This window comes from Janthinobacterium sp. RA13, from assembly GCF_000745325.1.
Classification (GTDB): domain Bacteria; phylum Pseudomonadota; class Gammaproteobacteria; order Burkholderiales; family Burkholderiaceae_D; genus Janthinobacterium; species Janthinobacterium rivuli.
This window is the reverse complement of the sequence record NZ_JQNP01000001.1, coordinates 2,845,552-2,859,260: the sequence shown is the minus strand read 5'-3', so window position 1 is coordinate 2,859,260 and position 13,709 is coordinate 2,845,552. Positions and strand designations below refer to the sequence as shown.

At 64.9% G+C, this 13,709-nt stretch carries 11 protein-coding genes; 7 read left to right on the top strand and 4 right to left on the bottom strand.

Features of this window, described 5'->3' with window-relative positions; genetic code table 11:
* The first annotated feature begins 180 nt into the window (after positions 1–180).
* From rph to hemW, 3 genes are all read left to right on the top strand, one after another.
* Positions 181–909 carry a ribonuclease PH gene (gene rph / locus FG13_RS12630; protein ID WP_035821321.1) on the top strand — a complete coding sequence of 243 codons (729 nt, stop codon included), beginning with the start codon at positions 181–183 and terminating at the stop codon, positions 907–909.
* Between the two features lie 138 nt (positions 910–1,047).
* The gene (gene rdgB / locus FG13_RS12625) at positions 1,048–1,632 is read left to right on the top strand and encodes an RdgB/HAM1 family non-canonical purine NTP pyrophosphatase (RefSeq protein ID WP_035821320.1); all 585 of its coding nucleotides are present in this window, start codon (positions 1,048–1,050) and stop codon (positions 1,630–1,632) included.
* Positions 1,629–2,903: a radical SAM family heme chaperone HemW gene (hemW, locus tag FG13_RS12620; protein ID WP_035821318.1), complete on the top strand. Its 1,275-nt coding sequence runs from the start codon at positions 1,629–1,631 to the stop codon at positions 2,901–2,903. Before rdgB ends, hemW begins: the two co-directional genes overlap by 4 nt.
* A 14-nt stretch (positions 2,904–2,917) precedes the next feature.
* On the opposite strand, the gene FG13_RS12615 is transcribed toward hemW, so the two are convergent.
* The 3 genes from FG13_RS12615 to FG13_RS12605 form a co-directional block, all read right to left on the bottom strand.
* Positions 2,918–4,105: a tetratricopeptide repeat protein gene (locus FG13_RS12615; protein ID WP_152598760.1), complete on the bottom strand. Its 1,188-nt coding sequence runs from the start codon at positions 4,103–4,105 to the stop codon at positions 2,918–2,920.
* Positions 4,106–4,234: 129 nt separating this feature from the next.
* A complete protein-coding gene (locus FG13_RS12610; RefSeq protein WP_035821316.1) occupies positions 4,235–5,953 on the bottom strand; it encodes a methyl-accepting chemotaxis protein in 1,719 nt (572 codons plus the stop codon).
* 121 nt (positions 5,954–6,074) lie between these two features.
* A complete protein-coding gene (locus FG13_RS12605; RefSeq protein WP_035821314.1) occupies positions 6,075–7,166 on the bottom strand; it encodes a patatin-like phospholipase family protein in 1,092 nt (363 codons plus the stop codon).
* Between the two features lie 169 nt (positions 7,167–7,335).
* Between FG13_RS12605 and FG13_RS12600 the strand changes: the two genes are divergently transcribed.
* Complete coding sequence (locus FG13_RS12600) at positions 7,336–8,193, top strand: hypothetical protein (protein ID WP_035821312.1); 858 nt, start codon at positions 7,336–7,338, stop codon at positions 8,191–8,193.
* Between the two features lie 71 nt (positions 8,194–8,264).
* On the opposite strand, the gene tal is transcribed toward FG13_RS12600, so the two are convergent.
* Positions 8,265–9,200: a transaldolase gene (tal, locus tag FG13_RS12595; protein ID WP_035821310.1), complete on the bottom strand. Its 936-nt coding sequence runs from the start codon at positions 9,198–9,200 to the stop codon at positions 8,265–8,267.
* A gap of 207 nt (positions 9,201–9,407) precedes the next feature.
* On the opposite strand from tal, the gene FG13_RS12590 reads away from it, so the two are divergent.
* The 3 genes from FG13_RS12590 to FG13_RS29475 are packed head-to-tail and all read left to right on the top strand — an operon-like array spanning position 9,408 to position 13,708.
* A complete protein-coding gene (locus FG13_RS12590) occupies positions 9,408–12,272 on the top strand; it encodes a type VI secretion system Vgr family protein (protein ID WP_035821307.1) in 2,865 nt (954 codons plus the stop codon).
* 10 nt (positions 12,273–12,282) lie between these two features.
* On the top strand, positions 12,283–13,215 hold the full coding sequence (locus tag FG13_RS12585) for a DUF4123 domain-containing protein (RefSeq protein WP_235211724.1): 933 nt from the start codon (positions 12,283–12,285) through the stop codon (positions 13,213–13,215).
* A 40-nt stretch (positions 13,216–13,255) separates the two neighbouring features.
* Positions 13,256–13,708 carry a DUF3304 domain-containing protein gene (locus FG13_RS29475; RefSeq protein ID WP_158300203.1) on the top strand — a complete coding sequence of 151 codons (453 nt, stop codon included), beginning with the start codon at positions 13,256–13,258 and terminating at the stop codon, positions 13,706–13,708.
* Position 13,709: the final 1 nt, after the last annotated feature.

Genomic DNA, 13,709 nt, shown 5'->3' with positions numbered 1-13,709 from the left:
AAAATTGCTGAATAGTGTGCGTTTTACGGCATTGTAAAGAAAATTGTGTTTGGCGGGGCAGGATTGTAGGGATCATGTGTGCGCGGCCCGCCATTGCGTCCTGCGCTGTTGCATGACTGCAAATACACGGGCGCGCGGTGGTAAAATCGCTGCCGCAACCCCAATCACACAGGACATCCCATGACATTTGAATCCCGCCCGAGCGGCCGCGCCGTCGACGCGCTGCGCGCCATCCGCATCACCCGCCAGTACACCAAGCATGCCGAAGGCTCGGTGCTGATCGAGTGCGGCGACACCAAGGTCATCTGCACCGCCAGCATCGAAGACAAGGTGCCGGGTTTTCTGAAAGGCAAGGGCCAGGGCTGGTTGACGGCCGAGTACGGCATGCTGCCGCGCTCGACGCACACGCGCATGGACCGCGAAGCGGCGCGCGGCAAGCAGTCCGGCCGCACGCAGGAAATCCAGCGCCTGATCGGCCGCTCGCTGCGCGCCGCCTTTGATTTGCAGGCCTTCGGCGAACGCACCCTGCACCTCGATTGCGACGTCATCCAGGCCGATGGCGGCACGCGCACGGCCTCGATCACGGGCGCCATGGTGGCTGCGTATGACGCGTTTTCCCAGCTGCAGGCGCGCGGCGCGATCACCGCCATTCCCGTGAAAAGCTTCGTCGCCGCCATCTCGGTGGGCGTCTACCAGGGCATGCCGGTGCTGGACCTCGATTACGTGGAAGACTCGGGCTGCGACACGGACATGAACGTGGTCATGACGGAAGCGGGCCACTTCATCGAAGTGCAGGGCACGGCTGAAGGCGCCGCTTTCGACCGCGCCGGCATGAACCGTTTGCTGGACCTGGCACAGGGCGGCATCGCCGACCTGATCGCCCTGCAGAAGCAGGCTTTGGGGATCTGATCTTTACATAGATTTACACATCGCTGCCCGCCGCGCCGGGCAAAAAGCCCACACTTGCCGCCGTTGAACTCGGCGGCGGGCCAAGGTGAGGGGAGCGCAAAAGGTTTACAATGTCGGCACTTCAACCGGACTACTGACATGACCCAACGCCTCATCCTCGCCTCCAACAACGCCGGCAAGCTCAAGGAATTCAACGAGCTGCTCTCGACCATCGGTTTTTCCGTCCACGCCCAGGGCGAGTACGCCGTGCCGGAAAGCGACGAACCATTCCACACCTTCGTTGAAAACGCGTTGCAAAAGGCGCGCCATGCATCGCGCCTGACGGGCTTGCCGGCGCTGGCCGACGATTCCGGCGTGTGCGTCAATGCGCTAGGCGGCGCGCCAGGCGTGTACTCGGCCCGCTATGCGGGCGAGCCGAAATCGGATGCCGCCAACAGCGCCAGGCTGATCGCCGACCTGGAAGCGCATGCCGACAAGTCCGCCTATTACTACTGCGTGCTGGTGTACGTGCGCCATGCGGACGACCCGCAGCCCGTGATCGCCGATGGCCGCTGGAATGGCGAGATGATTGCCGCGCCGCGTGGCAACGGCGGCTTCGGCTACGATCCGCACTTCTTCATTCCCGCGCTGGGCAAGTGCGCGGCCGAACTGACGTCCGATGAAAAGAACGCGCTGTCGCACCGTGGCCAGGCCCTGCGCGCGCTGGTGGAAAAGCTGCGATGATTCCGATCAAACTGGTGGGCGCCGTTGCCAGGTCGGCAGCCAAGCCGAATACCGCTCCCGCGCCGCAGGAAGGCATTTCCGGCGCGGCCGGAGCGGCCCTGAAATACCTGCAGCCGGGCGCGCTGAACCTGACGGCCCTGCCGCCGCTGTCGCTGTACATCCATTTCCCGTGGTGCGTGAAAAAATGCCCGTATTGCGACTTCAATTCGCACGAGGTGCGCGGCGACTTGCCGGAAGCCGAATACCTGGCGGCCCTGCGCCTGGACCTGGAAATGGCGCTGCCGCTGATCTGGGGCCGCAAGATCCACACGATTTTCATCGGCGGCGGCACGCCCAGCCTGATGTCGGCGGCGGGCCTGGACCGGTTGATGTCGGACGTGCGCACTCTGCTGCCACTGGAGCCCGATTGCGAAATCACGATGGAAGCCAATCCGGGCACCTTTGAAGCGGAAAAATTCAAGTCTTACCGTGCCAGCGGCATCAACCGTTTGTCGATCGGCATCCAGAGTTTCAATGGCCGCCATCTGCAGGCGCTGGGACGCATCCACGACGACAACGAGGCGCGCCGTGCGGTGGAGATCGCGCACGCGAATTTCGATAATTTCAATCTCGACCTGATGTACGCGCTGCCCACGCAGACGCTGGCCGAGGCGCAGCAGGACCTGGAAACGGCGCTGTCGTTCGCGCCGCCGCATTTGTCGCTGTACCACCTGACGCTCGAACCGAACACCTTGTTCGCCAAGTATCCGCCCGTGCTGCCGGATGACGACGAGAGCGCCGACATCGCCGACATGGTGGCCGCGCGCGCGGCGCAGGCGGGTTATGGCCGTTATGAAGTGTCGGCCTATGCGCAGCCGGGCCGCCAGGCCAAGCACAACCGCAATTACTGGGAATTCGGCGATTATCTGGGCATCGGCGCGGGCGCCCATTCGAAGATTTCGTTCCCGCACCGCGTGCTGCGCCAGGCCCGCTACAAGCAGCCGCGCGCCTACATGGACGCGGTACTGGCCGGTAACCCGGTGCAGGAAGAGCGCGAACTGGCGCGCGAGGAAATGGGTTTTGAATTCATGCTCAATACCCTGCGCCTGACGCAGGGCTTTGTGCCGAACCTGTTCGCCGAGCGCACGGGCCTGGCTCTCAACGCCATCGAGCAGCCGCTGAATGTGGCCGAAGCGAAAGGCTTGCTGTACCGCGACCACCAGGTCATCCGCCCGACGGCGCTGGGATTGTCCTTCCTGAACGACCTGCAGCAGATGTTCCTGGAAGACTGACGCTGCCTGATGCGCTAATGCGCGCTGGCGGCGCGCAGGCGCTGCAGCTTGGCCGCGTATAGTCCGTGCTCGCCGCGCGTGGTGCTGTTGTCCATCGCCAGTTCCAGCTGGCGTCCGGCCTGCGCCAGCTGACCCATGCGCGCATACGCCTGCGCCAGCCAGAAGTGGAATTCATGGTAGTAGGGGTCGCGCGCGATCTCGCGCTTGAACAGGCGCGCCGCTTCCTGGTAGTCGGCCGTTTCCATGGCGCGCTGGCCCTGGTTGAAAAAGTGGAACGGCGGCTCTGGCTGCAGGGCCAGCAATTTGCGCCGCAGCAGCTGCGCTTCCTCCGCGCGGCCCAGGCCGTCGAGTGCCTGCGCCAGGTTGGACAGCAGCACGGTGTTCGATGGCGAGCGTTCCAGTGCGTAAGCGAGCGTGCGCCGCGCCGGTTCGGTATCGCCGTGGCGCAGCTGGATGATACCCAGGGTATTGAAGGAGCCCGCAAACGTGGGGTCTTGCAGGATGGCGGCGCGGGCATACCAGTAGGCTTGATCGAGCTCGCCGCTGGCCATGGTTTCGGCGGCGCGATTGTTGAGGTACATGGCCAGGATGGTTGCCTCGCGCACTTCCTGCGTGCGCTGGCCGACGAGGTCTTCGCCGGGCAGGAAGTCGATGAGCAGGATGGCATCGGAATCGTAGCCGACCGCATTGCTGAGGGGGCGGCGTTCCAGCGCGAGATTGACGTGGCCGGCGACGAAATACATGTCACCGCTGCGGCTCCAGCTCTCTTCGCCCAGGACCACCTGGTAACGTACTTCCAGCCCCATCTCCTTGGCCAGTGCCGCCGTCATCAGCACCAGCGACAGGCAATTGCCGCTGCGCGCATCGAACGCCTGCGCCGCCGTGCGCGTCATGGCGGCATCATATTCCAGCTGCAGCCCGGCCCGGTTGCGCAGGGCATCGGCCAGCGCGCGGCGGGGATTCTTGCTGCGCGCCTCGCGCGCGATATCGACACGCACATAAAGCCGCATGGCCTCGCTCATGGCAAACGCCTGCTGCGGGTCGACCGGCACGGCCGGCGCGGCAAAGCTGGCATCGTTGAACAGGTCGGGCGGAGGCGGCGTGACGGGCGCCGTGGCGCAGCCGACAAGGGCTGCGCACAGCAGCAAGGGGGACAGGAAGCCCAGGCGCAGCTGTTCGCTGACGCGGCGGATACTTTTCATGTTCGTGCTCCCGCAGAACGATGTCAGGCGCAACACGTATCGCTGCCGGTGGAGCGCCCTGCCACCTGAAGCCAGTATCCTCGCGCGCCACGGCGCTGTCAAACCCTTTTGGCGGGTCCTGTTGCCAGCCTAAAACTCTTCCCAATCCTGCTCGCCAGCCACCTGCGCCTGGGGCTTGCGCGCGGCAGGCGCGCTCCTGGTCGCGATGCTGGGTTGCCTGGCGGTGGCGCTCCTGGCCGCCGGCTTGGCCAGCTGGGTGGGCGCCGGCCGCGCGGTGCGCACCGGCGCCGCCGCGGCCATGTGTTCGAGCTGGAAGCCGGCCGCCACTTGCGCCAGGCGCGCGGCCTGGTCCTGCATGCTTTCGGCCGCTGCCGCCGCTTCTTCCACCAGGGCCGCATTTTGCTGCGTCACCTGGTCCATCTGCGCGATGGCCTGGTTGACCTGGTCGATGCCCATGCTTTGCTCGGCGCTGGCGGCAGTGATTTCGGCCATGATGTCGGTGACCCGGCGCACGCTGTCGACCACTTCGCCCATGGTGTTGCCGGCCTGCTGCACCAGCCGCGTGCCGTTGTTGACCTGCTCCACCGAGTCGCCGATCAGGGTCTTGATTTCGCGCGCCGCTGCGGCCGAGCGCTGCGCCAGGCTGCGCACTTCCGTGGCGACGACGGCAAAGCCGCGCCCCTGCTCACCGGCGCGCGCCGCTTCGACGGCCGCGTTCAATGCCAGGATATTCGTCTGGAAGGCGATGCCGTCGATGACGCCGATGATGTCGACGATTTTCGTCGATGCCGTATCGATGGCGCCCATGGTGTCGACCACCTGGCTGACGATGCTGCCGCCCCGTTCGGCCACGCCGGAAGCGGCCACCGCCATCTGGTTGGCCTGGCGCGCATTGTCCGCATTCTGCTTGACGGTGCTGGTCAGTTCTTCCATCGACGACGCCGTCTCTTCCAGCGAACTGGCTTGCTGCTCCGTGCGCGCCGACAGATCCTGGTTGCCGGCGGCGATTTCGCCCGACGCCGTGGCGATCGCATTGGTCCCCGTCTGCACTTCCGACACCACCTTGCGCAGTGCCTCGTTCATGCCGTGCAGCGCGCGCATCAGGTCGCCTATTTCATCGCTGGCGGGCGTGCCGAAGTGCGTGCGCAAGTCGCCATCGGCCACCGTTTCGGCGACCTTCACGGCGGCCTTCAACGGTTGCGTGATCGAGCGCGTGATCAGCCAGGCGCAGACGCTGCCCAGCGCCACCACCAGCACGCACAAGGTCAGCAGCAGGGTGAAGCTGCGTCCGTTGGCCGCCTCGATCGCGTGTGCCGTGGCGTCGATGGCCTGGCGCTGCTGCGACAGCAGGGCCTTGACGTTGTTCTGGTATTTGGCGGCGGCCGGCGCGAAGCTGTCGCGGTAGGTGCTTTCCGCCTGCGCCGCGTCGCCGGCCTTGCGCGCATTCATCACCAGGGTCTTGGCGTCCTGGTATTTGACGCGCTCGGCGATGGACGATTTGAAGATGGCTTTTTCCTCGTCGCTGTCGAGCAGCGCCTCGATTTTCTTCAGCAGTTCGCTGCCCTGTTTGGTGCTGTCGGCGATGGTGTCGGCAAACACGCTGGACAGGGTTTCATCCGTGCTTTTGGCGATCATCGAGGTGCGCGCGATGGCCGAATAGATCAGCACGTACCAGTCCGATACGAGGCGTTCCTTGGCCAGCGGTTTTTCCATCATTTGCCGCGTCGCTTCGGCATTCACGTGAGCGCTGTACAGCGCATACGAGGTGGAGATCACGGACAGCAGCAGCACCAGCGCGAAGCCTGCAGCCAGGCGCGTGCCGATACGAAGGTGGGAGAGGGCGTGCATGGTTGGAGCTCCTGTCGCAGAGGGGATTTAATTGCCTGTGCGACATAGTATGCACTGATAAGTGACCAATAGGCGAGGGAAAAGCGCGCTTGTTTTGGCGCCTGTTGCAGTCTCGCCCGTGCTACAGGTCGAGCGCCTGGTGCAGGTCGGGCTGCTCGGCCCAGCGGGCGAAGGCGGCCGCCATGCGTTCGCTTTCCGCGATGGCGCGGCGCCAGTCGCGCATGCGCGCCGCGTGGTCTTGCCCGTAATGGGGGAAGTCGCGCCGGTCCGGCAGTTTGCCGTTCGGCAGGCTGGCCACGAAGGCGGGCGAGGGCGAGACGAGGATCATGTTGTCGAGTGCGCTATCGCCGCTGCGCGCGCGGCGCCAGGGCATGGCCTTGTCCAGCCAGCCCGGCACGATATGGTCGGCAAAATGCGGGTACAGCACCAGATCCGGTTCGCGCTGGTAGGGCAGGTGCAAATGATAGTCGACCAGGCCGCCGTCCCAGTAGCGCCCTGGCGGCGCGCCAGCGATGTCCGTCACGGCATCGAGCACCAGCGGGATGGAGCCGGAGGCGAGCAGCGCGTCGCGCAGGTTCTCTTGCGCCAGCGGCACGAAGTGGGAATGAAAGGCGTCGAAGCGCGAGCGCAGCCAGCTGGCGCCATCCGGCCCGGCATGGAACACGGCGCGTTCCAGCGAGGCGGCCAGGCGCGCGCGCGCCACGGCGTTGCCGGCGGCCGCCAGCAGAAAGCCGCGCCGGTCGCGCCATTTTCCCGGCTGCGCCAGCGCGCCGACGCCGCGCACGGCCAGCACCGACAGGCTGTGGCGCTCGTGCCGCAGCAGCTGCGCATCCTGGCCGTCGAGCACGGCGTCGAGCAGGGCGCGGCAGGTGCGGCTGACGTGCGCCGCCTCGGGCTTGTCGGGATAGCGCTGGCCCACGTATGCGCGCACCAGGCGGCGCTGCGCGGCCACCGGGTCGGGAAACACGGCGGCGGCCATGCGCCAGGCGCCGATCGAGGCGCCGACGAAGTGGCGCGGGCGCGGCGCCTGCGCCAGAAAATCACCGAACAGCCAGCAATCGAGCTGATGCAGGATCAAGCCTTTCGGCCCGCCCGCGGCGGCAGGGACGATGGCGATGTCGCTCGCGCGCAAGCCGTTTTCGGCAATGCGGGCGCGGGCGCGGCGGCCCAGGCGGATGGTGATGGCGGACGAAGCAGGCAGGGTGAAGGACATGCGCGTGGCGGCTGGTGGCGATTGCCTATTGTAGCGATTGTAGCGTCATGCCGTGCCAAAGGGCGGTGGCAGGCGTGCGACAGTTGAGAGGAAAAAGCAATATTATTTGAAAACTAAAGATGCATTGCAAGCGTGCCGTCCTTGCCTTTTTTTGACTGATAAGAGATACATGAAAAAAACCACCTGTGCCTTCAACCTTGTTCTGCCAGTCTTGCTGGCTGCCACCCTCAGTGCCTGTGGCGGCGGCTCTTCCTCCTCCGATGCCCAGGTTGCCGCGAATCCGGCCCAGCCCGTCAATCCAGTCCCCCCGGTGACACCGGTCACTCCGCCGTCCGCCGGCAGCGACACGGGCAGCGTCAACGCGCCGTTTGCGAAGGGGCTGAGCCCGCGCTACCTGCTGCTGGCCGTTGCCAGCCAGGCTTACGGTACCTTGGGCAGCGTGGCGCAAGACAGTTCCGGCGCCCTGAGCGAGATCTCGGGCGCCAGCTTCAGCGGCACGCCCGCCATCACGCGCGACATTGTCGGCGATGCGGCATTTGCGCAGGGACGGTGGTTCACCGGTACCCTCACGCGCAGCAGCGGCAGCACGGTCATGAGCGGCAACAATGCCAGCGCCCATTACAGCGTCTACAACACGGTGGCCGCCTTGCCCTTCTCCGGCACCTTCCAATGTGATGCGGGCAAGTTTACGGCGCCCAGCTATACGGGCGGCGCCAGCGTGCAGCAGGACGGCTATTACGGCACGGCAAGCGGCAGCGCCACCTTGTCCTTTGGCGCCGCGGGCGCCGCGCTGGCCATGACGGTCGATGCCACGGCCGGCGGCAGCACCGGCAAGGCCAGCGGCAGCGGCACGATCAACACGCCGGCCATGACGGTCATCAGCGGCGGCTTCCTGGGTGGCAGCTCGGGCATGCTGCTGGCGCTGGGCGACGGCGGCACGGGGAGCTACCTCGTCACGGGCGGCTACAAGGTGGTCTTGGCAAATGGCGCCAATTACCAGGGCGTAGCTACCTTCCGCTGCTCCTGATCACGCGGGCATGAAAAAAGCGGCGCCGTGCATTGCACGGACGCCGCTTTTTTTGCGGTGAGGATCAGCGATTAACGCAGTGCCGCGACCATCTGTTTCAGCTTGCCGGAATCGACGCAGAAGGCGCGGATGCCTTCGGCCAGTTTTTCCGTCGCCATCGCGTCTTCATTCATCATGAAGCGGAAGGCTTCTTCGTTCAGCGACATTTGCACGATGTTGGTCGACGGCGCCGCTTCGGCGCTCAGCTTGCGTTCCACCGGCGCATCGCTGTCGGCCAGCTTTTGCAGCAGGTCGGGGCTGATGGTGAGCAGGTCGCAGCCGGCCAGTTCGAGGATTTGCGACGTGTTGCGGAAGCTCGCGCCCATCACCTCGGTCTTGTAGCCGAACTTGCGGTAGTAATTGTAGATGCGGCGGACCGATTGCACGCCCGGATCTTCCGCGCCCATGTAGTCGATGCCCGTCGATTTCTTGTACCAGTCGTAGATGCGGCCGACGAACGGCGAAATCAGCTGCGCGCCCGCTTCGGCGCAGGCGATGGCCTGGGCCAGCGAGAACAGCAGGGTCATGTTGCAGCGGATGCCTTCCTTTTCCAGGATGGCGGCGGCGCGGATGCCTTCCCAGGTGGAGGCGATCTTGATCAGCACGCGCTCGCGGGCAATGCCGGCGTTCGAATACAGGGCGATCAGGTCGCGGCCCTTGGCGACAGTACCTTCCGTGTCGAACGACAGGCGCGCATCGACTTCGGTGGAGACGCGGCCGGGGATGGTTTGCAGGATTTCCACGCCAAAGGCGATCAGCAGGCGGTCGATGATTTCGGCGGTCGAGGCGTTCGGATGGTCGCGCACGGCCTTTTCCAGCAGCGGCTTGTATTCATCCTTTTGCACGGCCTTCAGGATCAGCGACGGATTCGTCGTCGCATCGCGCGGCGTGTAAGCCTGGATCGATTGGAAGTCGCCGGTGTCGGCCACCACGGTAGTAAATTGCTTCAGTTGTTCGAGTTGGTTCATGGCTGCACGGGAAAGAGTGAATGGGCTTGCCGGAGTATTGTACCGAATCCATTGCCCGAAGCATCGACTATTGTCTTCCCCGCGCACTACTTGTTCAATTGAATCTTGCTTTTTTGAGAACTCGCGCATAATTGCCTGGACTTGTTTATTTTGCACATTGTTTTGATAAGCAATGTGTGATGCCACTTTCCAGATGAAGAGCATCCTTTGACACAAGATATCGTTAGCGCGGTAGCCGCCTTCAATGGTGCGACGCGTCTGTATGCATTGTCCATCGGCGATGATGGACAGGACGGCGGCTTGCTGGTCGAAGCCTTCGCCGCCGATGACCGGCTGCAGGCGGTTGGCGCGCGCGAGATTATCGCCTTGTCCACGAATGCCCATGTTGCGCTGGCCTCCCTGCTGGGCCAGCCTGCCAGCCTGCATATCAGCCTGGCCGACGGCACGCGCACGCAGTTTTCCGGCTATATCAGCGCAGCGGCCATGCTGGGCAGCAATGGCGGCCTGGCGCGCTACCGCTTGCGCATCACGCCCTGGCTGTGGCTGCTGACGCAAGTGCGTAACAGCCGCGTATGGCAAGACCGGAGCGTGACGGCCATCGTCGACGAGGTATTGCAAGCCTATGCGCCGCATGCCCTGTGGCAATGGAGCGACGAGGTGGCGCAGTGCATGCGGCAGGCGGGCGAGCGCAGCTATTGTTGCCAGTACCGGGAATCGGACTACGATTTCGTGCGCCGGCTGCTGACGGAAGAGGGCATCGCCTGGCGCTTCGAGGCGCACACGCTGATTTTGTTCGCCGACAGCAGCCAGCCCTGCGCCACGCCCGAGGACGCCAGCAGCGCGCAAGGCGGCGGCTTGCGCTTTCATGGCGCCAGGGCCGGCGAAGCGAGCGACAGCGTGCAAGCGCTGTGCGCGCGGCGCAGCCTGCACGTCGGGCTGAGTAGCGTACTGAGCTACGATTACAAGGCCAAGAAGGCGGTCGCCGCCAGCGTGCCGACGAATCTGGCCATCGGCGGCAAGCATGCCACCGTGCTGGAAAGTTACGATACGCCGGGCCAGTACTGGTATGCGAATGGCGCGCAGGCGCAGCACTATGCCGCGCTGCAGATGCAGTCGCGCGAAGCGCGCGCCCAGTTGTGGCAGGCGCGCTCGACGGTACGCACCCTGCGCGCCGGCACGCGCTTTACCCTGACGCAGGGGCCGTTGCCGCAGGCCGACGGCGCCGCATCCGACTATGTCGTGCTCCGCGTGGCCAGCATCGGCATCAACAACCTGCCGGCGCCCGCGTCGCAGGCGCTGGCAGAACTGTTCGGCCCAGTGCCCGAACTGCTGCAAGAAGCCATGCCTGGCCTGGGCGACGGCTTTGCCGACTTTGCCGCCGCGATTGCCCAGGCGAAAGCCAGCGGTTACGCCAACTGCATCGAGATGCTTGCCGCGGCAACGCCATGGCGCCCCGTGCATGACGGCGGCGACGCGCGCCACCACCCGAAACCGACGGCCTGCGGCAGCCAGAGCGCCATCGTCGTCGGCGCCGACGGCGGCACCAGCGCCAGCGGCGGCAGCGAAATCCATTGCGACAAGCTGGGCCGGGTGCGCATCCGTTTCCACTGGCAACTTGACGGCAGCGCCACCTGCTGGGTGCGCGTGGCGCAGCGCTCGGCCGGCGGCGGCATGGGCAGCCAGTTCCTGCCGCGCATCGGCCAGGAAGTGCTGGTGCAATTTCTGGAAAACGATATCGACCGGCCCATCATCGTCGGCGCCCTGTACAACGGGCAAGGCGAGGGCGGCGTCGCGCCCACGCCGGGCGGCATCACGGACAAGCCCGCGGACGCCAGCGTCTTCGAGCCGGCGCGCGACCATGCGCCATCGGCGCAGGGCAACGTGGCTGGCGGCAACAGTCCGCTCTGGCATGGCGCGGCTGGCGGCAGCGCGGGCCACCGCAACGGCGCGGCGCAATGGGGCATCCGCAGCAAGGAATTCGGCGCCGCCGGCTCCGGCTCTGGCTACAACCAGTTGCTGTTCGACGATACCGACCAGCAAGGGCGCATCCAGCTCAAGAGCAGCCATGCGGCAAGCGAACTCAATCTTGGCCACCTGATCCATGCGGCCGACAATTACCGGGGCAGCCTGCGCGGCACGGGCGCCGAGCTGCGCACCGACGCTTACGGCGCCGTGCGGGCCGGCGCCGGCCTGCTCATTTCCAGCTACCTCGTCAACCACGACGCGCAGGCGCGCGATCCGGCCGGCGACAATGCGCCCGGCATGGTCTTGCTCAAGCAGGCAGCCAAGCTGGGTGCAACCTTCAGCGCCGCCGCCGTCACGCACAAGACGGTCGCGTATGCCAGCCACCTGGGCCCGGCCAAGGCGAATGCCAGCGTGCTCGACGAAAAGGCGGCGCCCTTGCCGGCGTTCCTGACCAGCGTTTCCGGCATGCTGAGCCAGGAAAATACGGCCGCCGCCAGGAGCGACGCGGCGGGCAAGCCGACCAGCCCCGGCGACGACAAGCTGCCGCACAGCAGCGACGCCATCATCGCCATCGCCGCCCGCGCCGGCCTGGGCGTGCTGGCGGGCCAGGATATCCAGTTGGCGAATGGCGAAACCACCTCCCTGATGAGCGGCCAGGACACCCAGTTCGTCGGCGGCGGCCAGTTGCGCGTGCACAGCGGCCAGGCCATCGGCGCGCTGGCCGGCGTGGTCAAGGCGGGCGAGAACAATATCGGCCTGCAACTGATCGCCGCCAAACAGGCCATCGACCTGCAGGCGCAGGCCGACGTGCTCAACGTGCAGGCGCGCGAGGAAGTCAATATCGTCAGCGCCGCCGCGCACATCGACTGGGCGGCGGCGAAAAGCATCCGCCTGTCGACGGCGGGCGGCGCCAACATCACCATCGAGGGCGGCAACATCACCGTGCAGTGCCCGGGCAAGATCACGGTGCATGCCGGCAAGAAGAGTTTTATCGGGCCGGAGCGGCTCGCTTATCCATTGCCGGCGCTGCCTGCCAGCGTCTGCAAAGCGTGCCTGCTGGCGGCCTTGCGTAGCGGCAGCCCGTTTGTCGCGCCCACGGCAGCCTAGAAAAGGAGCCATGATGTACTTTGCCATCGATCTTCCTGACCCTGCAGTTCCAGCGCAGATCGCACAGCAACTGCAGGCCTTGTGCGCGGAAGCGGCGGTGGCGAATGGCGGCCAGCCCTTGCATTTGCTGGCGCTGCTCGACGGCGCCTGCGATGAGGAGTTTTTCACCAAGCGTTACCCGAGCCGTTTGCGGCGCCAGTCGCTGTATGCGTATACCTCGCTGCAAAACTTCAAGAGCGCTGCACCGCATTTAATGGCTGCGCCATCGGCAAGCCGCGAGCAGGCCGAGTGGCTGCAGCGCCTGTTTTCGCTGTGTGCAGGCAAGCCCATGCTCAGCATCATCGCCAGCACGCTCGATATCGACCAGCTGGAGCAGCATCTGCGCCCCTATTTGATTGCCATCACGCCAGATACCGTCGAATGGCCCGTGCGCTGGGCCGATAGCCGCACATTGCCGGCCTTGCTGGCAGCCTTGACTGAAACGCAGTCCGCGCATTTGCTGAGCCCCATCTACCACTGGTGGTCGCTGCAGCGCGATGGTTCGTTGATCAGTTGGCAGGGCGAGGCGCAGCCCAGTCCCGTCCCTGCGGAGTTTGATAAATTCCCCCTCGGCGACGCCGCCTTCGCCGCCCTGGTGGATAGCGCCGAAGCCGACGCCATCCTTGCCAATCTGCATGATGTGCAGCCGGACCTGTTTCACTCCGGCACTCCGGCCCAGTGCCACGCGCGCGTGGCGCGTCATTTACTTGTAGCAAACGCCAGCGGCATCGAGGCGGCGGGCCAGCGTCAGCATTTCAGCGCCCTGGCCTTGATGCTGGCCGATGATTTCACCTTGCATCCTGCGATGGCCAGCCTGTTGCGGCGCACGCGCCAGGGGGCGAATTACCTGTCCGAGCTCGACACGCTGCCCGACGATTTCTGGCGGGCGCGCTCGGCTGCCTAGCCTTGTTCATTCAACTGCTTACTTTGATAAAAGGAAAATCATGAAATGGATTATGTATCTTGGCACTGCCTTGCTGTTGAGCGGCTGCGCCCTCAAGGCCAGGCAGGTTGAGCAAGCTGGCCCAAGTCCTACCGCGACAGCGCAGGTGGGTATTGTGAATCATACCGGGAATTTCATTTACTCCGCGTCGGTGGATGGGGCTGGAGGTGCGGATATGGCCAGATGGGGGGCGGGGGGAGCAGAAATCTGTTGCGCCTCTATCCCGAGAGTGTGGTATCCGGGAATGATGGTTCGGGTGCGGTGGGATATGCCGGATGGACTAAAACATATTATTAAAGAAAAAATGGTGGAAGTGGAAAAATACGATGAGCCTGGCGATATCTATATGCATTTCTTCCCCAATGATAAGGTGAGGGTTGTCGTGTCAAATGCTGGAGGGGGGGCAAAAACTCATCCTATTCTTCACTCCGGAAAACCTGCCAATATTCCTTGAT

Coding starts and splice junctions, on each gene's coding strand:
- FG13_RS29475 (WP_158300203.1), top strand. CDS start 13,256: ATGAAATGGATTATGTATCTTGGCACTGCCTTGCTGTTGAGCGGCTGC.
- FG13_RS12585 (WP_235211724.1), top strand. CDS start 12,283: ATGATGTACTTTGCCATCGATCTTCCTGACCCTGCAGTTCCAGCGCAG.
- FG13_RS12600 (WP_035821312.1), top strand. CDS start 7,336: ATGAAAAAAACCACCTGTGCCTTCAACCTTGTTCTGCCAGTCTTGCTG.
- tal (WP_035821310.1), bottom strand. CDS start 9,200: ATGAACCAACTCGAACAACTGAAGCAATTTACTACCGTGGTGGCCGAC.
- FG13_RS12615 (WP_152598760.1), bottom strand. CDS start 4,105: ATGAAAAGTATCCGCCGCGTCAGCGAACAGCTGCGCCTGGGCTTCCTG.
- FG13_RS12610 (WP_035821316.1), bottom strand. CDS start 5,953: ATGCACGCCCTCTCCCACCTTCGTATCGGCACGCGCCTGGCTGCAGGC.
- hemW (WP_035821318.1), top strand. CDS start 1,629: ATGATTCCGATCAAACTGGTGGGCGCCGTTGCCAGGTCGGCAGCCAAG.
- rdgB (WP_035821320.1), top strand. CDS start 1,048: ATGACCCAACGCCTCATCCTCGCCTCCAACAACGCCGGCAAGCTCAAG.
- FG13_RS12605 (WP_035821314.1), bottom strand. CDS start 7,166: ATGTCCTTCACCCTGCCTGCTTCGTCCGCCATCACCATCCGCCTGGGC.
- rph (WP_035821321.1), top strand. CDS start 181: ATGACATTTGAATCCCGCCCGAGCGGCCGCGCCGTCGACGCGCTGCGC.